Here is a 22,159-nt window from a genome sequence, read left to right as displayed (position 1 = left end):
GTCCTGTTCAAATTAACTTTGGGAATATAACAAATCTTGATGTAAAAATTACCAACCATTTTTTGCCACATTACCTTAAGAAAAAGTTGTTATAGAATATCCCAACAACAATAAAAGAAATATCTTTTTCATGCTAAAATTAATTTGCGCTGTCTAATTTAGCTAATTCTTTGTAATTTCTTTTTAGTTTTTTTAATAAAATTCCATAAAGTAATTGATAAAATAACCAGAGAACAACAGCAAATAATAAAGTAACTACCAAAGTTAATAAAACAACTAAAAGTACTTGTTTGTTAGTTAAGTCGTTAAAATTAAAATTAATTTCGGCAATCATTACTATAATCATTGTTATTGCCATATAACCTAAATTAAATAGCACGTAGTTTCTTACTGTTTTACGAGTTTTTAATATTTTTTTCATCAATGTTTTTGTGGCATCTATGGTAGATATTTTTTTATAATTCTGATAAAACATCCACAAAAAATAAAACAGAATAATGTAAGCTGCTATTTGAGAGTAGAAAATAAAATTTTCTAAGCCAATTTTTTTATATTCTAACATGGCTTCATCCATATCTATGAAAAAATAGAGTGAGTTTAATACTACAAACTCTAAAATACCAATAATAAAAATCCATTTTACAATAGATGATGATTTTGAATGTGCCATTTTGTAAATTTCTATTGTAGAAAATTTACTAACTTCTTCTGGTTGATTTACCCAGGCTTTTTTATAGTTATCTAATACATCCATAATTTTATGGGTTTAGTATGTTTTTTAATTTTTCTTTTGCTCTGTTCATTTTTACTCTTGCATTTACAGAGCTAATTCCTAATGTAACAGCTATTTCTTTGTAGGGTTTGTCTTCTAAATACAAGAAAATTAAAGCTTTATCAATGTCATTTAATTTATGTATTGCTTTGTATAAGGCTTTTAATTGTATTTCTTCTGTATCATCATAATCAGTAGATTTTATTTTATAAGCAAAATCACTAATATCTTGCGTTTTAACCCTTCTTGTCGATTTTCTATATAAAGAAATTGCTGTATTTAACGCCACTCTATACATCCATGTACTAAATTTAGAATCTCCTCTAAACTTTGGATAGTTTTTCCAAAGTTGAATCGTTATTTCTTGAAACAAATCATTATGCGCATTTTGGTTTGTAGTATATAATCTACAAATTTTATGTGCTATGTTCTGGTTTTTTTCAAAGTCTGATAAAAATTTAGTTTCTAAATCTTTCTGCACTTGTTGTTTGGTTAGTTTTATTATAAGTAGCGTAAAAGTAAAAAATGTTACAATTTTGCTAAAATAATTTTTAATCGTTTATTTTTTTATAAATTTGTTCAATTCAAAACTAAATAAATTGAACAATATTAAGCAAGATTTTACGATTAAAGACCTTGAAAATATTTCTGGTATCAAAGCACATACAATTCGTATTTGGGAAAAAAGGTACGATTTGCTAAAACCAAAAAGAACGAATACCAATATCAGATATTATTCTAATCATAGTGTTCAGAAGCTTTTAAATATAGTTTTATTAAATAATAACAATTTTAAAATTTCTAAGATTGCAAAAATGTCTGAAGAAGAACTTATTTTGCAATCTAGAGAATTGGCATTTAGTACTGGTATTAATGATGAAGCTATCAATTCTTTTAAAATTGCAATGTTTCAATTTGATAAAGTTTTGTTTAACAATACGTACAACAAACTTTTGCATAAGAAAACGTTTAGAGAAATTTTTAAAGACGTTTTTATTCCTTTCTTAAATCATATTGGTTTACTTTGGCAAACAGATACTTTACTGCCAGCTCATGAGCACTTTATATCAAATTTAATTGCACAAAAAATACAAATTAATACAGAGAAGCTTCAATATAGTGTTTCAAACTCTAATAAAACGTATGTTTTGTTTCTTCCAGAAAACGAAATTCATGAATTAGGATTACTATATTTAAACTATGAATTGGTTTTAAGAAGCCATCACACTATTTATTTAGGACAAAGTTTACCATTAGATAATTTAGATTATTTCTTTAAAAACGGAAGAGAAATTTGTTTTATAACATCAATGACAGTAATGCCTTATGATGATAAAATTGAAAAATATTTTAAAGAAATAGATGCAATTTTAGAAAGCTCTAGTCATCAATTAATAGCAATTGGTAGAAAAACAAATAGCATTGATGCTACTTCATTTAAATCAGATATTGTACTTTACGACTCTGTATCAGACTTGTTAAAAGAATTATAATTTTTTCTTAGTAATATTTGATTTGTTTAATATTTTGATATATTTGTTAAACAAAATATTTTATGCATAAAAATATACACATTATTGGCTCTGGGTTTTCTGCTCTTGCAGCTTCTTGTTACTTATCTAAACAAGGCTACAATGTAACTGTTTTAGAGAAAAATAGCACTTTAGGAGGTAGAGCAAGACAATATAAAAAAGATGGTTTTACGTTTGATTTAGGTCCTTCTTGGTATTGGATGCCAGATGTTTTTGAACGTTTTTTTGCAGATTTTGGTAAAAAACCTTCAGAATATTATACGTTGGATAAATTGAGTCCAGGCTATGAGGTTTATTTTGGTGAAAACGCATCATTAAAAATTTCTGATAAGTTAGCTAATATTTATAAAATGTTTGAAGATGAAGAAAAAGGTAGCGCAAAGCATTTAAAAACTTTTTTAGATTCTGCAAAGGCAAATTATGACACAGCTATAAAAGATTTGGTATATAAACCAGGTGTATCTCCTTTAGAGTTAGTAAACACAACTACTATTGCAAGAGTTACGCAGTTTTTTTCTACCATTAGAAAACAAGTTAGAAAAAATATAAAAAGTAAAAAGTTAATTCAAATTTTAGAATTTCCTGTATTATTCTTAGGTGCAAAGCCTAGTAATACACCAGCTTTTTACAATTTTATGAATTATGCAGATTTTGGTTTAGGAACCTGGCATCCAAGAGGAGGGATGTACAAAGTTATAGAAGGCATGGTTACACTAGCCACTTCCTTAGGTGTTAAATTTAAAGTAGATGCAAACGTTGAAAAAATTTTGGTAGATGATGCTAAAAATGTAAAAGGCTTGCTTGTAAACGGAAAAAAAATATCAACTAATTTGGTTTTAAGTGGTGCAGATTATCATCATACAGAAACATTATTAGATGAAAATTTAAGGCAATATTCAGAATCTTATTGGAGTAAAAAGATATTTGCACCATCATCATTATTATTTTATATTGGTTTTGATAAAAAAATAAAAAATGCGAGTCATCATACGTTGTTTTTCGATACGGATTTTGATGCGCATGCAGAAGAAATTTATGACAATCCTAAATGGCCAACAGATCCGCTATTTTATGCTAATTTTACTTCTATGACAGATAAAACATCTGCTCCAGAAGGAAAAGAAGCAGGATTCTTTTTAATACCATTAGCGCCTGGAATAGAAGATACAGAAACATTAAGAGAAGCATATTTTCATAAAATTTTAGACAGATTCGAAAGATTAACAAACCAAGAAGTAAAAAAACACGTTCTATTTAAAAGGTCTTTTTGTGTAAAAGATTTTAAAGAAGAGTACAATTCTTATAAAGGAAATGCTTATGGAATGGCAAATACCTTATTGCAAACTGCTTTTTTAAGACCAAACATTAAGAGTAGTAAAGTAAATAATTTGTATTTTACAGGGCAATTAACTGTTCCAGGACCAGGAGTGCCTCCAGCGTTAATATCTGGAAAAATTGCATCAGAGTTAATTACAAAAAATAGTAGATAGAAAATGAAAGAATTATTTGATAATGTTTCTAAAGCTTGTAGTAAATTGGTTACTGAAAAATACAGTACCTCTTTTTCTATGGCTGTAAATACCCTATCTCCAAAAATTAGAGCAGATATTTATAATATTTACGGTTTTGTTCGTTTTGCAGATGAGATTGTAGACACGTTTCATGATTATGATAAAGAATTATTAATGACGCATTTTGAACGTGATTATTACATTGCAAAAGAACAAGGAATTAGCTTAAATCCAATTTTAAACTCTTTTCAGCAAACTGTAAATAAGTATAAAATTCCTGATGAAATGGTGCAAGCTTTTTTAAAAAGTATGAAAGCAGATTTGCACAAAACAGAATATACAACCAAAGAAGAATATGATGAGTACATTTATGGTTCTGCAGATGTAGTTGGTTTAATGTGTTTAAAAGTATTTGTAAATGGTGATGACAAAATGTATGATAGCTTAAAAGATGCAGCAATGCGTTTGGGATCTGCTTTTCAAAAAGTAAATTTTTTAAGAGATTTAAAAGACGATTATGAGGTTTTAAACCGTTCTTATTTTCCGAATATCGATTTAGGAAAATTAGATAAAGCATCAAAACAACTAATTATTGATGAAATAGAAGCAGATTTTAATTTTGCATTTAAAAACGGAATCTTAAATTTGCCATCAGAAGCAAAGTTTGGTGTTTATATGGCTTACAGATACTATAGGAGATTGTTAAAAAAGTTAAGCAACGTTCCTTCAGAAAAAATTATGGATACTAGAATTCGAATCTCTGATCCTATGAAAATAAATTTATTAGCAAGAAGTTACGTAAAATACAAATTGAATATTATCTAATGATTTACGCATTAATTACTTTGGGTGTTTTTATAACTATGGAAGGTGTAACTTGGCTTACGCATAAATATGTAATGCATGGTTTTGGTTGGTTCCTGCATGAAGATCATCATGAACCAGGTTATCCACACGTTTTTGAAAAAAATGATGCTTTTTTTGTTGTTTTTGCTATACCTAGTATGTTACTTTTTTTATTTGGAACATACACATCTCACACCTATTTGTTCTTTATTGGCTTAGGAATTCTTTGTTACGGAATTGCATATTTTTTAGTACATGATGTATTAATACACCAACGTTTTAAGTGGTTTAAACGTACAAATAATTGGTATTTAAAAGGATTACGAAAAGCTCATAAAGTCCACCATAAAAATATGGGTAAAGAAGATAGTCAATGTTTTGGGATGCTGTTTGTACCTTTCAAATATTTTAAAGAATACCTTTAAAATCTTTTCATTAAAAATTAATCATTTTTTTCTTTTAACTATGATACGTAAGAATTCTATATTTATAAAATGAATAATTACGATTATATAATTGTTGGTGGAGGAGCATCTGGCTTAATGATGGCTTATAGAATGTCTTCAGATACTTTCTTTGACAATAAAACTATCTTAATTTTAGACAAAGAAAAGAAAAAGAAAAACGATAGAACTTGGTGTTATTGGGAGACAGAAAATGATGAATGGAAAGATATTGTAAAAAAATCTTGGAAAAATATTATTTTTAAAAGTGATATTTATACTGCCGAAAAAAATATTGCTCCTTATCAATATAAAATGATTCAAAGTAAAGATTTTTACTCTAAAATCTGGAATCATTTAGAACCAAAAACAAATATCTCTTTTCAAGCATCGAATGTGCTAAATATAAAGCAATTAGAAGATGAAGCAGAAGTAATTACAGCAAATAAAACCTTTAAAGCTAAAACTATTTTTAATAGTATTTTATTTTCTGATGATTATTTAAAACAAACCCAATATCCAGTTTTACAACAACACTTTGTAGGTTTTTTTGTTAAAACAAAAGAAAATATTTTTGATGATTCTGCTGCTACTTTTATGGATTTTACAATAGAACAAAAAGGAAATACGCGTTTTATGTATGTATTACCCTATAAAAAAAACGAAGCTTTGTTTGAGTATACTTTATTTTCAAAGGATTTATTACTTTATGAAGAATACAAAAACGAAATAGAAAAATTTTTATTGAATAAAAATATTACCGATTATGAAATTCTAGAAAAGGAGCAAGGTTCTATACCAATGACTTGCTATAAATTTTGGAAACATAACTCCAAAAACATTATTCATATTGGTACAGCTGGTGGTTGGAGTAAAGCAAGCACTGGTTTTACATTTAAAAATATAACTAAAAAAACAGCAAAATTAATTGATCATATCAAGAAAAATAAGCCTTTGACAGCGTTTCATAAAATTGATAAATTCTGGTTTTACGATTTGTTGTTGTTAGACATTCTCTCTAAAAAAAATCATATAGGATCTTACATTTTTGCAAGAATGTTTCAAAAAAATCATCCTAATAAAATATTAAAATTTTTAGATGAAAAAACTTCATTAGTCGAAGATTTAACTATACAGCTTAAGATGCCTAAAATTTTATTTATAAAATCTTTAATAAAAAGAGTTTTTAAAAATTAATATTTAGTCAAACTAAAATTTAGCTTGTCTAGTCCTGAAATATGGCTACAGGTTAAAATTGAATTAAGCTGATAATTTATATACCGTATTTGGTGGTTTAAACACTAAAGTTAGCAAATAAATCACAGATAGAAAGTCCACGAGGGCTTTCGTAAATAATCTAAAACCAAGCAATTAATTTTATACGGTGTTGGCAGTAGCATATTTATTTTTCAATTTAAAGAGAATTAACTAAAAAACTTAAATAAATATCGTCAATAAAAATGGACTTACTTGTATCACCATGTTTAGATTTAAGTTGTATTCTTAAATATTCTGTTTTATCTGTTAGATTTTTTTCAAATTTAAATTTAGAATTATGTGATAATGATATAGTATGATCGCCTATTTCAGCTTTATCCTTATCATAAAAGTATAATGTAACTTCTCCTTCGTGGTTTGCATATGTAGTAAAACCAGTAACTATACATGATGATTTGTTAATTGGAACTTTAACAAAATCACTAATTACAGCTGTGCCAGTGTATGGACCTGATGGTGACAATTTTAAAGCGTATTCGCTATCATATTGATGTTCTTTACTTACCAATGCATGATAAACAGAACCATTATTAACTGTCCATCCAGTAATTTCATTGCTACTAAAAAAAACGGGGCTATTACCTGAAGACATAATATCAAAACTACCATTTCTAAGTCCAGAATTATCAATACTTATTCTCGCAATTTCACGGTTAGTAATAGGCATTGAGTTTGTCTCATTAACTGAACCTGAACCTGTAGCAAAGTATTTACCTTCTTGAATGCGAAAAGTATTATTTGTTAATACTAGATGATCGTTGTTTTCAATAAAATTACTTCCGTGTTGAAGAATATCATCTGTAATTATAGAGTTACTAATTATAAGCACTCCACTGTTTTTCATTCTTATTCCACTACCAGATCTTTCAACCGTATTTTCAATGTGACAATTATCAATTACCATATTTAAAGATAATGTTCCTATAATCTTCGAAATATTTTCTTTTACATGCATAATATTGTTATAATCAAAACTACAATTATTAAAATATAATCCCCCTAATATATTATGGACACCATAATTATTTCCTGCAATTACAGAATTGATAAAACGAATATTCTCACCAAGATTATTTTTCACATTTGGATTACCTTCTGTATCTTCAGTATATACATTATCATTATTAAGGTATGCATTAAAATATATTCCGTAATTATTTTGTCGAAAACCACAACCTTGAAATGTTATAAGGTATGAATTTTCTTCAAATTCAGTACCTTTATCAAATCCATAAAAAGAACAATTTAAAATTTCGAATTGATTTGCTTTTATTTTTAAAGCATTCAAATTTTTTCTGTAATTTAACGTAGTTGGATTGTTACCTACTAATTGGTCACTATATGCTAAATTAGCAGTAATTATTAAACCTTGCAATGGTGTTTTTGAATATGTCCAGTTTACAGGGTCGGAACTTCCTGTATTTTCTATAGTTATAAGGTTTTTTGGAGAGGTCAAATTCTGTACTATCTTATTAAAAGTTCCATTGAAATATAATGTAGGGTTTCCTTCTCCTTTTAATGTTATACTAACAGATGTAGTAAAAACCTCTTCTTCATTTGTTAAATCTTTTTCTAGATAATAGAAGCCACTTGGTATAATTATTTCCCCTTTCCCATTTAAGTGTTCTTTCCCATTTATTGTTTTTTTCTCAGCGTTTCGAAGATAATTTATGGCATTTTGAATAGCAATTACATTTTTTTTACCTGTTATTGATTTTTCGTTTTCATCTGCAGTATCTATAATGCTCGGCTGAGCCCCAAACCATTTTATATTAATACTGCTACTACTACCTGTAATTAATCGGTGCCACCTACCTGCTGTACTACAATTTTGAAAACTTAAATTACAGTTGCCATTAATTACAGTTCCTTCATTAGCTTCTGCCATGCTTCCTGAATCCCATATAAATTGACCACCACCTCCATCATTTGAAGTGTAATAACCTTTTACAAATACTAATTGACCATCAATAGCGCCACCAAGAGTTTTTAAATCAGATATATTATTTAATATAGAAAAAAATGAATTTTGTACATAAACTATTTTTTTTGAGTTTTCTATTTCTTCTTTTTCATTGAGGAATGGAATACAAAATATTTTATAAGGTATTAGAAATAAAAAAAGTAAGATTAATTTGTGGTTTTTCATTGTAAATATTTTTTAAATTTATTAAAGTTTCCGTTTTTAGTGTCTAGTCCTGAAATACGGCTACAGGTTAAAATTGAATTAAGCTGATAATTTGTATACCATATTAGGTGTTTGTAGTCCAAAGATAAGTGTAATCTTATTTCGTTGTATAAATTTATTGCATTTTTTGCAGTTCTTTTAGCGTGCGCCACGTTATCAAAGGTTTGGTCTAAGTAAAATTCATCTTTTATGATTCCGTTTACACGTTCTTCCATTGCATTTTCGTAGCAATGATTTTCTTCAGTCATACTTATACCGATGTTGTTTCTCTTTAAGATTTGAGTGTAAACATTGCTGCAATACTGTATGCCTCTATCTGAATGATGTATAAGCTCTTTAACGTCTTTAGCTTTATACAAGGCCTTATTTAAAGCTCTAACACAACCTTTAAGTTCTAGGCTATTACTGATGTCGTATCCAACGATTTTACGACTGTGCATATCTGTAATTAGCGCTAAGTAGCAAAAGCCCTTTATGGTTCTAATGTACGTAATATCACTAACCCAGACTTGGTTTGATTTAGTCACTTCGATATCTTTAATGATGTTCTTATACATGTAGAACCTGTGTAATGAGTTAGTGGTTCTTGAGCTGTATTTTTTTCTAAGTGTAAGCATATTGTGTTTTCTAAGGATGTTGAATAGGGTATCTCTACCTATTTTTAAATGGGCATTTGTAAACTCTTGTTTTAATGATTTGGTAAGTTTTCTAACACCTTCTCTAGGAAGGGATTTACGTCTGTTTTTAACTATAGTGATAACTTTTTTCTCTATCTCTAAACGTTTGTCTTCTCTATGTTTGTATTTGTAGTAGGCATCACGTTTGAGTCCGAAGTAAGCTGCTATAGTCGTTAGAGAAGCAAATTCCTTAGATTTTTCCTTAGCCTTGATTAAGGTTTGGTACTTAGTTTTTTTTTAAGTTCAATGACGGACTTATATCCCAGCTGTTCTGCTGCTACTTCAAGATAGGATTCATCCACAAGGGCATCCATATCCTTTTTCAACAATAGTTTTTTAAGCTGTTCAATTTCTTTTTGCAGTTGTTTAATACGTGTAATTTCGTCTAAAATTTTGAGTTTAAAAGATTCCGAATACCGTCTAATTACTTTGTCGTTTTTATACATAATGTTTAAAATTATGTAGCCTTTATTCAGGACGGGTCATAATTAATTACAACGGTATAGTATATGAAAAGTAGGCGATTTCGAAGCACTAAACTTTCGGTTAAGCACAAAGTCTGATATGAGCCCAAACCCTTGATTTTATTAATGTTTCGCCTATTTTTTATATACATTGTTAGCTTTAGTACTATTTCATTTTTCCTTTTCTGTTTCTTGCGTTTTCAGTTATTTTATGCTGAGCTCCATTGTATCTTAATTCATATAAACTTTTCAAATAAGCAGAATATCCATCAATATTTGGAAATAAAGTACTTCGATTAATATTCATTCTATGTAAATCATATAGAGCTTCTTGTCGCAATTCAATTGGAATAACTATTTTTATTATATGTTCTGGCAAGTATTCTGGCCACGAATAAGAAAATAACTGCTCCATAAACGTCTGCTCGGTATTTCCAGTACTTATAAATAGGGATTGCTGAAGATTATATCTTTTATTCGAATAGGAAGGTCTTACCGGAAATACACAACACAATTTATTCTCATTGAAAATTGTATTAAAGTTTTGGTTCGAAAGGTCATTCATCCATTCCATTTTATACTCAAAAATTTCAGGACATTTCTCTCGTAAGTCTTCTCTTAAATGGTCTTTTTCGATACACCAAATTGCACTATCAGTTGTTGTATTTTCTAAAGCAAAAAAGCTTGCAATAAATGGTGAAAGTGAAAAGTCAAGTAGACGAGTTGGTGCTCCGTGGTGTTGCATAAAGGCTAACCAACTAAGTATGTCATCTGATTTAGGTAGGTTGGAAGCTTCTTGATAAGAGTATGCTCCTCTTTGGAAATCTTTGAAAAAATCACTTTCTCCTTTTTTATAAATTCCAAATAGTAGTGTCCTTTCTAAGGAAGTTTTTAAATCCCATTCTGAATTACCTTGTCCACGAAATACAAAATGCTGGTCTATTTCGTCAAACAAACTTTTTATTTCGTGCCAAGATTTGGCATTTACTATTTTATATTTTTCTTTCAACTATGTCCTTTTTGTATTAAAGCTAACGGTCTAGTATATGCCTCGTAGCGTGTAAAATAGCGAATATTTTTCGGTTGAGCACAAGCCAGATTTTTAAATTTTACTATTTATCTTTTTTATTGGAAATCGTCAAATTTAAAAATTTGGCGACTTTCCAAATATGCCTTAACTTTGAATTTAGCAACTAACAAGCTATGAGCTATATACGTTGTTGTAAGTAGTGCTTTTTTCATTCTGTTCGGTTTTCCGATGTTTCTTGTTTAGTTCGATTTCAGCGTTGGCAAGACATACTCTTTTGCAATTTTTGGCTTATGTCTTGGCTGAAGCGAATTGCAAATGTGTATGACTTATGCGTTGGCATTATTCGGTTCAGATTTTATCAATTCACGTGCAAAATCAATAAATAATTTATATGCTTTTGTAAATGAATAGTTGTCATCTGAATGTTTAACAGCTATGTTCCTTTTTACCATTGTAGAACCAATTAACCTTTTGATACTATCTGCATCATTTAATTGCTTATTTGATTTAATAATATCAGTCCAAGAGCTGTTTTTGATGTAATCAACTATTTCGTCAATGTGAAAGTCCGAAAACCCTAATTCATCCATAAAATTCTTTCCGTCTTTGTCTAGTTCATAACAAAAGATTGAGAAAAATATGCTTATATCACGAGAAGTGTTTTCATTTGTTTCTTCTGAAATTAGATAATAAAACTCCTGTGTATTCTTTAATTCAAAACCAAAAGATTTATCAAAAAACTCAGCATAGAAATCTTGATTCTCCTTTACGATATCAAAATAAGATTCGTCAATGGTTATAAATCTTCCATCCATTAAAGATGTAACTATTTGTTTGTGTTTATTGGGATACATTTTCTTTTTTAGTGATTTTAAGTTTTGGCATTATCAATTCTCCTTGTTCTGTGTTAAAGGAAATATTTCGATTCTCTTTGTCCTGTTGTACTTCATATTCTTCTTCAAAGATTAAGCTCGTTACCATAAAGTAGTTGTCAAAATCAAAGCTTTTGTTTTCATTTTCTAATGATGTTTTGCACCAAGTGAAAAAGTCGTCAACTGGAAGTTTTGAGTTTAGCTGAGATTTATATTCACTTTTATTGAAAATCCATTGCTCTACAATTTCAGTTTCCTCATCAATAAATACATCTTCTTCATTTTTAAATTGGTCAAAATATTCTTTTGTGTTTTCATATATAAACTGATTATATAGATTATCCCTTGTTGTATTGAAAATTTCAGGTGGTTTAATTCCTTTATAGCAATTTCCATTTGTTAAGTATAAATGGAAACCTTGTAAATATTCACTTTCTGTCCTAATCCTATCTATAAGAGGTAAAAGTTCATTACTTAAGATAGAAGACTGTTTGCTAATATCTTTTACTACTTGCCTTAACAAATTATAAAGTTTTTCGAACTGCCTTCTTATGCTTTCGTCTGTATAATCAAAACGCTTATTATTTGAAAATTGAGAAATACTTAGTAGTTCATTATAGATTGATTGAGAATGATTTATATCTAAAATTGTGTTTAAAGGAATGATATAATAATCAATTAAATATCTAGCTTTTTGTACTTTCTCTTGATATTCAATTTTGTGAGTATTTGCTTTTAATTCTCTAGATTCATTTAGAAGAGTTATTGTGTTATTTGTTACTGCATTTGAAAATTTCTTAATCTCGTTTGCCAAAGCTTCAATTCTATCCAGCAAAATGTTTTTGTCTTGATTGATGCCTTCTTTTATATTTAAAAACAAAGTTCTAATCGATTGACCAAATTTTTCAATCTCTTCTGGAAGTAATGGTTTGAATTGTTGAAGAACAAACTCAAATAAAACGAAATATGGTTCATTGATTACATAATCGTCATTTTGTTCAACAAGTAATTTATGTTCAAAAAGTTGGTTCTCAATATCACTTCCAAATTCTTTAAGTGCATCAGAAACTTGACTTTTTAAGATAATTTCATTCTTAACTTGTATATCAAAGAGCTGCCTTAGCAAGTCAAAATGAGTTGCCAAAAATTGTATTATGGTTTTTGGTTCTGACTTAAACATTGATTAAAATTTCTTGTTCTAAAAATCTATTTGTACGAGCAACTTGTTCTCGAATTTGTATAACGATTGAATCTTGCGAGTTTTTTACAAGGTTGCTCATTTTAGCCTTATTTCCTTTTAACGATGCTGAATGTTTGTCGAAAAGTTCATTGTAATTGGATGGCAAATACAATTGAGCATTAGTAAAAACTTCTTTTATTCGTAAATATTCGTCAAGTCCATTAAAGTCAAAATCGACAAAAACTAAAACTTCCTTTGCACTAATCTTTGAAATAGATTCTTTTCCGATTCTACCATATTTATGTAGAAACAGATACTTTTTACCTAAGAGTTTTTCTGCATTTAAGAAAGTTTCTAAATTTTCTACAAAGCAGATTTTATTAGCATTAATTGAATTAGGTATTACAGAAAATAAACCAAAATCAAGAGTCTGCTTTTTAATATTTACACTTTGATTATTTATTTGAACAGGGTTAAAACCTCTTAACAAGAAAATTGGGTTATTGTCAATTTTTGTTGCCTTTGAGTTTCTATATTTTTTTATATTTCCTGACTTACTTTTGCTAACGTTTTGTTCTGGAAATGATGTTTTAAAAAATTTTTCAAATTCATTTTCTTTAACGACTTTAATTTTAAATCCTCTGCCAAGTTTTAAAGATTCTAAAATTTCAGCTTTAAGTAAGTTGTGAAAAATATCGGATTTCAAAACGCTTTTTGGAATTGCCGATTTTGAAACCGATTTAGTCTCATATAATAGTTTATACGTGTTGAAGTCAACTTCTCTCATTAGGCTTCAATCGGTTTTCTTAATATTACATTTCCATTCTTTTCGCTAACTACGATTTTACCTCTATTTCTTCTGACGAGATAGTATTTATCAAAACCATCATAAGGATGAAGTGGTGCAGCTGAAATCGGTATAAAATTGTGTTCTTTACAGAAGTTTAAAATTTCAATTCTGTTTGCTTCGTCAATGGTTCCTATTTCATCAACAAAAAGCACAATTTTGTTCTCATCATCTTTTACAACTATTTGATTAATAATAGACATAATTAAAACCAAACGAATCATTTTATCTGTTCCATCAGATTCAATTTGATTTTTTAGGTCAACAACTTTGTGTTGTCCTTTTTTATGTAGATGAAGTTTGATATCAAATAAATCATTAAATGTTATCGTGGTTTGATTATCTAAATATTTATTGAGTGTGTTTAGATTTTCTGATTGGTCATCAAAAATTAACTCTGATGTTAAATCTCTAATTTGAATGATTTTATTTAAGTTCTTTATGAGTTTCTCGTTCTCTACTATTTCAATTTTTAAGGTGTCAATATCAGAGATTTTTATTTTTTTAATCTTTGAATTGAATTGATTTGTAATGAATGAATTAAATTCTTCAAATCTTGAATAAATTGTACGACAAGGATTTGCAAATTGCGTAGATATATTTTTAAGTAAACCATCAATTGCCTTTTGTTTGTCTTCCAATGTTACTAATTCAGAATCAACGTGTTTTATAAAATCAGTTTCACTTGCAAATGATGTTTCTGTTTTTAGCTTTAAGCGTTCAAATAAACCATCTTTTTTGAGTTTTATTTCTCTTCTTTCTTCAAAATTTCTTTTAAGATTTTTGTAGATGTTGTCAAGTGAATCTGTTGATTGATATTCAATAGGTTTAATTCCTAGCTGTTCAAGTTCTACTTTCCAAGTTTGGATTTCTTCAATTCTTTTTTCTTTTTTAAAAATTTCCTTACTCGCTTGTTCAATAGTCTCGTTAAGTTTTCTAATTTCTTCTTCAATTAACTTAACGTCTTTAGTGGATTGTTCTTTTTGTTGTAATAGGTTATCAAATTCCACTTTCAGAGCTTCAAGTTCTTTCTCAAAGGTTGGAAGTTGTTTTAACTTTTCAATCTTATCTGTTATGTTTTTAATTTTGGCGTTTATCTCAATTAAATCTTTGCGATGTTTTTCTAAATCTTTAGCTATAGGTAATAGCTTTTCATTTATTCCCTTTTCTTTCTCTAGTTGTTCAATTTGCTTTTTTAAATCTTCAATAGATTCTATTGGCTTTCCTTTAAAATTATTTGGTAACTCAATAGCACCATCAAACAACTTCATCAAGTTTTCTGTTTGCTTTATTTTTGCTGAAATATTGCCAGAAGGTAAACTTGTTATTTCTGTTGAAAGAATTTTATTTAGTAATTCTTTATTTTCTTGGCTATCAGAAATTTGATGAATTAACTGGTTCGAATAACTATCAACTTGATTTTTAATTCTTAAAATTTTAGACTCAGCTTTTTTGATATTATTTTCAATTTCTTTGCTACTGAAATTTTGGTTTTCTATTAAAGTGATTTGGCTTTCAATATTTTTTCTGTCTTTGTCTAAGTTTTGAAAAGATTGTTCAAGAAATTGTAAATCCTCAAAGGCTTTAATCTCAATTACTAATTTCTCTTTTGAATCAAGGTCTTTTTGTTTTTGCTCAATTTGATTAGTTATTTTTCCAATAAGTTGATTTAATTCTTTCTCTTTTGGATTGAGTATTTCATTTAAGTGAGTTCGTTTCTCATCTCTTTCGGTTTTCATTTTAGAAACGGAAGTACCAAGTTCAGAATATAAAGAAGAATACTGTTGATTAAACGCAAAAATTAATTCAGATAGAATGGCATTTTTCCCTTTGTATTGATTTACTAATTCTTTGAAATCAGTAAAGCTTCGTTGGATGCTCTTGATAACTTTAATATCTCGATTATGTCTCAATAAAGTCTGAATATCTTTTTGGTTTTTCTTTGAAAAAGAAACACTCTCATTTTCTTTGTTATCTGCTATTATTAAAGATTCTTTAAGTGAATTGTTATTGATTAATTTTGAGTTTATTAAGTATTTGTAGATTTTGGAAAAATTATTACTGATTCCTCGTCCATCTTGATTTACGTTTTGATTTAGCCAAACAACTCCGTTATTTCTTTTTCCTTTTTGATACACAAAATTGAAAACCTCTGAACGTTTCGTGAACTTTTTATGTTCAATACCATTTGTTGTAAGTTCAGATAGTAGTGAATCGAACTTTTTTATTTTTTGTCCCTTATTTGTTTCTGTAAAAAATAGTTCCTCCTTGTATTCGCTGTCAATTTTATAATAATCTAGATTGCCTTCGGCATTTTTCTTTACTAAAATAGAGTAGTAGCGGTTTTTGAAAATTTCAAAGATTATAAAACTAGAATTTATTGAGGGAAAATAATGGTTGAAAGTAGTTTTGCCTCCAATTCTATTTCCGCTAAAGGTCATTTCTCTTCCATCAATTATAAATAGAAAGTTTAGAGCGTAAATCAGCGTACTTTTTCCGATGTTGTTTGGTCCAACAATTTGAAGGGAATTGTAATTATCAAGTTCTATATCTGCTTTTGAATAGATGTCAGAGTTTAATATTATTAATCTTTTAAGCATTTATTTTTGGTCAATTTATTCATTTCCAATATACAGTTTTTTGAGCGTTAGGAAAGAACAGCTCTTTTGGTTTTTTTAGCGTTGGCTTTTGTGTTGGTAAAAAACCAAATGTGCTGTTTGTGCGGCTGGCTTTTTTAGTTCAAATGTTCAATTTCAGCTCGATTTTTGCATTACTTACAACGTGTTTGTATAAGATTAGTTGCGTGTTTTAAGCACTAAAGTTAGCAAATAAATCACAGATAGAAAGTCCGCGAGGACTTTCGTAAATTGGCTTTTACTAGGAATTAATTTTATACGGTGTTGTAAGTAGTGCTTTATTATCTTTTCATCGCAATATTTTCGTGAACCCATTTAACTTCATCTTTCGGTTCAATTTCTCCAACTTTACTACTACACCTGCTAAATGTCGCAGCTGGAAAATCATAAGGTTTACTATCGTCAAAATATGGTCCAACCACACCTAACATCCATCCATTTTCTGCAGCCCAATGTGGTTTATTTGTCATATACTTGAATATGTGATAAAATACATTATTCCCGTCAAAATCTATTTTTACTTTTTCAAGATGTTTTATGTCATCAGGTGCTTTGTCTAATTCAGTCGGGAATTCAAGCCAGTTAACCAATTTACTTTCTGCACCACTTTCAATGGTCAAATATTCTTTAGGGAACAGTTCCGTTTTATTATTTTCAGATAGTATTTGGTAAGTCAGTTCACGAGTCTTATTATCTTTTGCATATTCCAGAACTTCTTCTTTTTTTATTTCTTCTCCGTTTTCTAATTTTTCTACAAGTGGTTTGATTCTTTCAAATCTCAACTTATGAGTTTTTGCACTTTCTTTTTTGAATGCAAAATATCTGTAAAGAATGAACAGAATTATAATTCCAATTACTATAAATATTATTTTCATATGTCGGTTTTTCGCATTACTTACAACGTTGATGTATAAGATTAGTTGCGTGGTTTAAGCACTAAAGTTAGCAAATAAATCACAGATAGAAAGTCCGCGAGGATTTTCGTAAACAGGCTAAAACTAGCAATGAATTATACACATTGTTAGCAACTGGCTTTATACTTTTATTTATTCCGTTTGTTTTAATGTTCCGTCATCGTTGATAAATTCAAATTGATGATTTTGGTCTATTATTTTTCCACCTTGATTTATAAATGTTCCGAACATTCCTCTCCAATCTTCATTGTCAGATTCTTGATTAGAATCCCAGCGAATAATTCCGCAAAAATTTGGTTCGTCCAGTTCAGATTTGATTACTACACCGAATTCACCATCAAGAGATACTTTTGTCCCGTGAACAAAATCGTGATTCTTTTTCCAATTATTAACTCTTTCAAAAATTCTATTGCCTAATTTTTCTCCTTGTTTTCCTGTAAAATCATCCCATTCACAAGTTGGTGCGAACCAATACCAGATTTGAGTAAAATCAGCAACATTATCTTTTTCAATTTCGTAAAGGTGTTCAACAAAAGCATTATAAAATTCTTCTGCTGAAGAGAACTTTCCAGAATAACCACCTTTAAATTCAGACAGCATTTTTTCGGCTAAATGTAAATCTGAAAACAATTCAAAAAGTTCCCACTTTTTCCAATACTCAATTTTGGAAAGTTCTTTAGATTTTTTCTTAAATATTCGGTTAAACATTGTCCTTTTTTCAGCTTGTTGCTAACGTGTTTATATATGGTTTGTTGCGTGGTTAAGCAACTAATTTAATAAATAAAAACTAACCAAGAAAATCCGCGAGGATTTTCGCAAGTAAGCAAAAAGCCAGCAATAAATTATATATGGTGTTAGCAACTGTTTTTAATAATTTCACTTAGTAATCCAAAACTCAATATATTCGCAAGTGTAATAAAAATTATTGTTCCTATATTTTCAAATAAGTACATAAATATAGAAAACTTTTTATCAGGTTTTTTTATTTTCCCTTCTCCTCTTTTAAGTTTAAAATAAAGTTTCTCAAATTCGTAAAAGTTTGTTTGAGATAAACTTGTTAATTCAATTTTTTCCGAGTTTTTTAAAGAAATTATAGTTTTATAATTCGATAATAAGAATCCTTTTTCAAACATATTCACTCCAGGATAGAATCTTATTTTTTTCTCACTTTGTTTTATAACTTTTATATCTTCAAACTTTAAATTCCTTTTTTGTGGGAGCAAATATTTTTTAATAATAATTCCATTTTTAGAAATTTTTAATATTCGGATTTTAAATAATTGATATAAACTCGAAATTGAAAACAAAGCAAAAATTGAAGTGAAAATATAAGCAATAATTTTATTTTCTCCATTAGAAAATTGAAGGCAAAAAAGTGTCATTACAAAAAAGAAAAAGAAACCCGAAAAAAGTCCGCCAAAAAGTATTAATCTTGGATTTGTCTTAAATAGAATTTCATTCATTTCCTTTAATCGTAATTTTCGTTCTTAATAGTTGCTAACGTTTTGGTGTAAGAAAAGTTGCGTTTTTTAAGCACTAAAATTAGTAAATAAAACAAGAACCAAGAAAATCCGAGAGGATTTTCGTAAGTAGGCGAGTACAAGCAATGAATTATACACGGTGTTGTGCATAGTTATTTTTCAGAACTTTTGAATTTCTTTATTGAGCAAATTGTCTTCTTTGTCAAAGGTTTTGATTACAATTCTCTTACTAAATTTTTCTCTTGTTCTGTATTCTAATAAATTTCCACTTTCGTCAAAGTCATTTTCTCTGTGAGCTTCGAATTCACCAGTTATATATAGCTCCTCACTTTCTAAAATTCCATTTTCCCTAAAGTATTTGATATATGCTGGTTTTCCATTCACAAATTTTCCCTCAAGTCTTTTATTCCCATTTGAGTAAAAATCAGTTTCTATTCCATTACAAACCTTTTCACAATTCAGATAAGTCCATCTTTGAGAATGCAATTCATTTCCTCCAGCAAAAAGTATTTTTGGAATATAAATAGTGTCATTTTTTGTTTTTACTACTGTAGTGTATTGGGCAACCCAATCGTCAATTTCTTTATAAACAGTTATGTATTCATAGTTCAGTTCAGATGATAATTCGGGCATTAAAATTTCAAATTCAGGACTTATTTTTTTATTAGTACATTGATTTATGAAAGCTAAGTTCAAGTTTTCCTTTCCGCTGTTTTGGCTAAAACACGAAAAGCTAATAGTTAGCAGAAATATTGATTTTAGTACTGTTTTCATAATTATGCACAACGTTGTTGTATAAGATTAGTTGCGTGATTTAAGCACTTAAGTTAACAGATAAATCACAGATAGAAAGTCCGCGAGGACTTTCGTAAATAGGCTATAACTAGCAATTAATTTTATACGGTGTTGTGCAACGTTTTTTAATGTTTTTCTACTTTTTTAAATTTTTGTTCAGTCAATTTTTCAAATGGTTTGCTTTTATAAAATCTATAGCTTGTAATTACAGAATCTATTTCAGTTTTTGTTCCGCCATTTTCTAATTCAATTTCTTCCATATCAATTCGAGTTAGGACGTAAGTTGAGTCATTTACAAATTTTCCATATTGGTCATATCCCCACATTCCATCTCCACCAGTTCCTGCAACGATATTATCGCTCAACAATTTATTTTCAGAATTGTAAATTAAATAATGTAAATCGTGGCAACAACTTTCATCTCCTTCTATAATTGTAATTATTTTTTCAGAATTGTCATTTTTTTGGATTGAAAAGTATTGATAATTCACAGGATAAATATTCTCTCCTTTGAGTCTGTCGTCTTGAAAATATTCAACTAATTTTTCTTTCGAAGAGAACGATTTAAGACTATCTACGATTTTTTCATAATACCAACCTCTTAAATCAAATTCATTAAGGTTTGAGTATTTGAAATCATTTGGGTCGATAAATAGAGAATCAGATTTTTTAGTTTCAATAATTGGTTCAGCTTTCAATTCAGTTGAATCTGTATTTATTGAGATTATTTCTTTCTTTTCAACCTTAATGTCAGATTTAGATTCTTTCTTATTCTCAACACAGCTTAAAGTCAGAAATATTAATATGTAGGCTAAATGTTTATTCATTGGTCAAATGTTGCACAACGGTCTTGAGTAAGCGTCAGTAACGGGAAAGTGCGCGAGTACTTTCCGCTGACGCACCTAATTTAGCAAAACGAGTTGAATTTCCGATTAGGAAATTCAGCCGTTATTGCGCTTACACGGTGTTGTGTTTAGTGTTTTTTCATTCCGTAATTTGGGTTGAACCAAGCCATATGCAATGGTGTTTCAAATTCCGATTCCGTTATAAATATTTTATCTTTTTGACGTCCCTCATTGATAAATCCGAGGCTTTCATAAAATCTTACGTTCCGCTCATTATGTTCCCGAGTGTATAATTCGATTCTTCTAATTTGAGTCAAGTCATTTTTAACTATTTCCAAAAAATTTTCGAAAAGCTTACGTCCAATTCCTTTTCCCTGATTATTTGGGTCAACAATTATGGTTAAATCTGTAAGTATATGTTGAAATGCATAAATCCCTGGTGTATAAGCGTGAATTTCACCTACAATTTTACCCTCAACAGTTCCGATTAATATAAGTCCATTTTCTATGGATTTAGTAAGAAAGTCCGAAATATATTCTTCATTTATCTCGTCTTTATTCCGAATTATTCCGTCCGAGATGTCAGCTACTTCTCTATAAAGTTGTAACAGTTCAGATTTATGTTTTGATTCAGCTTTTTTTATTTCGAAGTTCATTTTCCGACATTAAACACAACGTGTTTGTGTATGATTTCGTTGCGTGTTTCAGCAACTAATTTAGCAAATACAAACTGAATAGAAAATCCGCGAGGATTTTCGTAAGTAGGCTAGTACTAGCAATGAATTATACACGGTGTTGGTGGTAGTTATATTTCCTTGATGAATTCGTTAATTACCTTTATTCTTTCTTTCATTCGTGAATCATTATCAAATTCATTAATTAATTTCTGAAGCTTCTCATTTTCCGTTATTTGATAATAATATTCCATTAAGTCATCGATTCCTGAATATGGCTCTTTTCGAAGTCCAATTATAAACTCTTTCAAGATTGTTTTCAACCTTTGGTCTTTATATTTTACGAGAATTGAAACTATTCCTTCATTATCGTAATCATAACGCTCAAAAGAATCAATAACATCATAAAGTTCATTTCTCTGTTCAGTCGAGAACTTTAGCATATTCAGTTTAGAATATATTGGTTCTTGTTCAAATGTTATGTTATTATTTAAGAGTTCAAAAAGGTCTTTATTTTTAGCAGTTTGACAGAACCAATTTGTGAAATTTGTAGAGTTTATATCTGATTTTATTTTGTCATATTCAGTCAAAGCTTTGGCAATTTGAATTGGACTTTCATTCATACTACCTATCTGAAAGATACTATCGTTTTTAATTTTTCCAAAAACTATAGTTTTTTCACTTTCTACGTTTTCATAAAGCACTGGTGCATAACCGCAACCATTGAAAATATCTTTGTAGTAGATTTTAGTTTTATCCGTATTTCCTTTCACTTTTATTGCAGAAGACAAGGTCATACTTTTTAATGGCATTCTGAAAGGCGAAGTTTTTGTAGTGTCTTGTTTTAGGTTTTCGATTTTAGTAATTACACCGATTAAAACAACATCACTCTGTTCATATAAATCGACAAAATTTTCATTTCCAATCCAGTTTTGAGATTGAATTTGAATTGTAAAAAATAAAATAAATAATGTTATTGAGTTCTTCATTTTAATTACCACCAACGTCTCCGTATATGAAACGTAGCGTGTTAAAAGACGCTTTCATTTCGGATTATACACGAGCCGAATTTTTATGTTTTGTTTTTATCTTTTTTATTTGGCTTAATGGCAAAAAATGGTTGGTAAAAACCTCTGAATCCCTTTGTAATACTGATTAAATTAAAAGTTTATTG

General features: G+C 28.7%; 21 protein-coding genes. 5 read left to right on the top strand and 16 right to left on the bottom strand.

Annotated elements, in window-relative coordinates; genetic code table 11:
• Window positions 1-139 precede the first annotated feature (139 nt).
• Window positions 140-754, bottom strand: a complete 615-nt coding sequence (locus ACY2RW_RS15785; protein ID WP_490123697.1) for a DUF8845 family protein — start codon at window positions 752-754, stop codon at window positions 140-142.
• Window positions 755-758: 4 nt separating this feature from the next.
• A complete protein-coding gene (locus tag ACY2RW_RS15780; RefSeq protein ID WP_490123696.1) occupies window positions 759-1,253 on the bottom strand; it encodes an RNA polymerase sigma factor in 495 nt (164 codons plus the stop codon).
• Between the two features lie 118 nt (window positions 1,254-1,371).
• Between ACY2RW_RS15780 and ACY2RW_RS15775 the strand changes: the two genes are divergently transcribed.
• The 5 genes from ACY2RW_RS15775 to ACY2RW_RS15755 all read left to right on the top strand — a co-directional run bounded on the left by ACY2RW_RS15775 (window position 1,372) and on the right by ACY2RW_RS15755 (window position 6,301).
• Complete coding sequence (locus tag ACY2RW_RS15775) at window positions 1,372-2,265, top strand: MerR family transcriptional regulator (protein WP_490123695.1); 894 nt, start codon at window positions 1,372-1,374, stop codon at window positions 2,263-2,265.
• 62 nt (window positions 2,266-2,327) lie between these two features.
• Window positions 2,328-3,794 (top strand): phytoene desaturase family protein, encoded by a 1,467-nt coding sequence (locus tag ACY2RW_RS15770; RefSeq protein WP_490123694.1) that lies wholly within the window; start codon window positions 2,328-2,330, stop codon window positions 3,792-3,794.
• A gap of 3 nt (window positions 3,795-3,797) precedes the next feature.
• Window positions 3,798-4,640 carry a phytoene/squalene synthase family protein gene (locus tag ACY2RW_RS15765; protein WP_490123693.1) on the top strand — a complete coding sequence of 281 codons (843 nt, stop codon included), beginning with the start codon at window positions 3,798-3,800 and terminating at the stop codon, window positions 4,638-4,640.
• Window positions 4,640-5,086 carry a sterol desaturase family protein gene (locus tag ACY2RW_RS15760; protein WP_490123692.1) on the top strand — a complete coding sequence of 149 codons (447 nt, stop codon included), beginning with the start codon at window positions 4,640-4,642 and terminating at the stop codon, window positions 5,084-5,086. The genes ACY2RW_RS15765 and ACY2RW_RS15760 overlap by 1 nt, the downstream gene beginning before the upstream one ends.
• A gap of 69 nt (window positions 5,087-5,155) precedes the next feature.
• Window positions 5,156-6,301 (top strand): lycopene cyclase family protein, encoded by a 1,146-nt coding sequence (locus ACY2RW_RS15755; RefSeq protein ID WP_490123691.1) that lies wholly within the window; start codon window positions 5,156-5,158, stop codon window positions 6,299-6,301.
• Between the two features lie 217 nt (window positions 6,302-6,518).
• Here the strand turns inward: ACY2RW_RS15755 and ACY2RW_RS15750 are convergent, their stop codons facing one another.
• The 14 genes from ACY2RW_RS15750 to ACY2RW_RS15685 all read right to left on the bottom strand — a co-directional run bounded on the left by ACY2RW_RS15750 (window position 6,519) and on the right by ACY2RW_RS15685 (window position 21,974).
• Window positions 6,519-8,531, bottom strand: a complete 2,013-nt coding sequence (locus tag ACY2RW_RS15750; RefSeq protein ID WP_490123690.1) for a hypothetical protein — start codon at window positions 8,529-8,531, stop codon at window positions 6,519-6,521.
• Window positions 8,528-9,415, bottom strand: coding sequence for an IS3 family transposase (locus ACY2RW_RS15745; RefSeq protein ID WP_490123698.1), 888 nt, complete (start codon window positions 9,413-9,415; stop codon window positions 8,528-8,530). The genes ACY2RW_RS15750 and ACY2RW_RS15745 overlap by 4 nt, the downstream gene beginning before the upstream one ends.
• Window positions 9,416-9,459: 44 nt before the next feature.
• On the bottom strand, window positions 9,460-9,693 hold the full coding sequence (locus ACY2RW_RS15740) for a hypothetical protein (protein WP_490123689.1): 234 nt from the start codon (window positions 9,691-9,693) through the stop codon (window positions 9,460-9,462).
• A gap of 184 nt (window positions 9,694-9,877) precedes the next feature.
• The gene (locus ACY2RW_RS15735; protein ID WP_490123688.1) at window positions 9,878-10,720 is read right to left on the bottom strand and encodes an FRG domain-containing protein; all 843 of its coding nucleotides are present in this window, start codon (window positions 10,718-10,720) and stop codon (window positions 9,878-9,880) included.
• Window positions 10,721-11,067: 347 nt separating this feature from the next.
• Window positions 11,068-11,595: a condensin complex protein MksE gene (locus ACY2RW_RS15730; RefSeq protein WP_490123687.1), complete on the bottom strand. Its 528-nt coding sequence runs from the start codon at window positions 11,593-11,595 to the stop codon at window positions 11,068-11,070.
• A complete protein-coding gene (locus tag ACY2RW_RS15725; RefSeq protein WP_490123686.1) occupies window positions 11,582-12,793 on the bottom strand; it encodes a hypothetical protein in 1,212 nt (403 codons plus the stop codon). Before ACY2RW_RS15725 ends, ACY2RW_RS15730 begins: the two co-directional genes overlap by 14 nt.
• The gene (locus ACY2RW_RS15720) at window positions 12,786-13,580 is read right to left on the bottom strand and encodes a hypothetical protein (RefSeq protein ID WP_490123685.1); all 795 of its coding nucleotides are present in this window, start codon (window positions 13,578-13,580) and stop codon (window positions 12,786-12,788) included. The genes ACY2RW_RS15725 and ACY2RW_RS15720 overlap by 8 nt, the downstream gene beginning before the upstream one ends.
• Window positions 13,580-16,240: an ATP-binding protein gene (locus tag ACY2RW_RS15715; protein ID WP_490123684.1), complete on the bottom strand. Its 2,661-nt coding sequence runs from the start codon at window positions 16,238-16,240 to the stop codon at window positions 13,580-13,582. Before ACY2RW_RS15715 ends, ACY2RW_RS15720 begins: the two co-directional genes overlap by 1 nt.
• A 317-nt stretch (window positions 16,241-16,557) precedes the next feature.
• Complete coding sequence (locus tag ACY2RW_RS15710; RefSeq protein ID WP_490123683.1) at window positions 16,558-17,151, bottom strand: hypothetical protein; 594 nt, start codon at window positions 17,149-17,151, stop codon at window positions 16,558-16,560.
• A gap of 171 nt (window positions 17,152-17,322) precedes the next feature.
• The gene (locus ACY2RW_RS15705; protein WP_490123682.1) at window positions 17,323-17,898 is read right to left on the bottom strand and encodes a hypothetical protein; all 576 of its coding nucleotides are present in this window, start codon (window positions 17,896-17,898) and stop codon (window positions 17,323-17,325) included.
• Between the two features lie 932 nt (window positions 17,899-18,830).
• On the bottom strand, window positions 18,831-19,445 hold the full coding sequence (locus tag ACY2RW_RS15700) for a toxin-antitoxin system YwqK family antitoxin (RefSeq protein ID WP_490123681.1): 615 nt from the start codon (window positions 19,443-19,445) through the stop codon (window positions 18,831-18,833).
• 146 nt (window positions 19,446-19,591) lie between these two features.
• Window positions 19,592-20,293, bottom strand: a complete 702-nt coding sequence (locus ACY2RW_RS15695; RefSeq protein ID WP_490123680.1) for a hypothetical protein — start codon at window positions 20,291-20,293, stop codon at window positions 19,592-19,594.
• A 146-nt stretch (window positions 20,294-20,439) separates the two neighbouring features.
• The gene (locus tag ACY2RW_RS15690; protein ID WP_490123679.1) at window positions 20,440-20,967 is read right to left on the bottom strand and encodes a GNAT family N-acetyltransferase; all 528 of its coding nucleotides are present in this window, start codon (window positions 20,965-20,967) and stop codon (window positions 20,440-20,442) included.
• Between the two features lie 149 nt (window positions 20,968-21,116).
• Complete coding sequence (locus tag ACY2RW_RS15685) at window positions 21,117-21,974, bottom strand: hypothetical protein (protein WP_490123678.1); 858 nt, start codon at window positions 21,972-21,974, stop codon at window positions 21,117-21,119.
• Between the last annotated feature and the right edge of the window lie 185 nt (window positions 21,975-22,159).

Source organism: Polaribacter sp. 2305UL8-11 (assembly GCF_058147165.1).
This window is presented reverse-complemented; position numbering and strand designations above follow the sequence as displayed.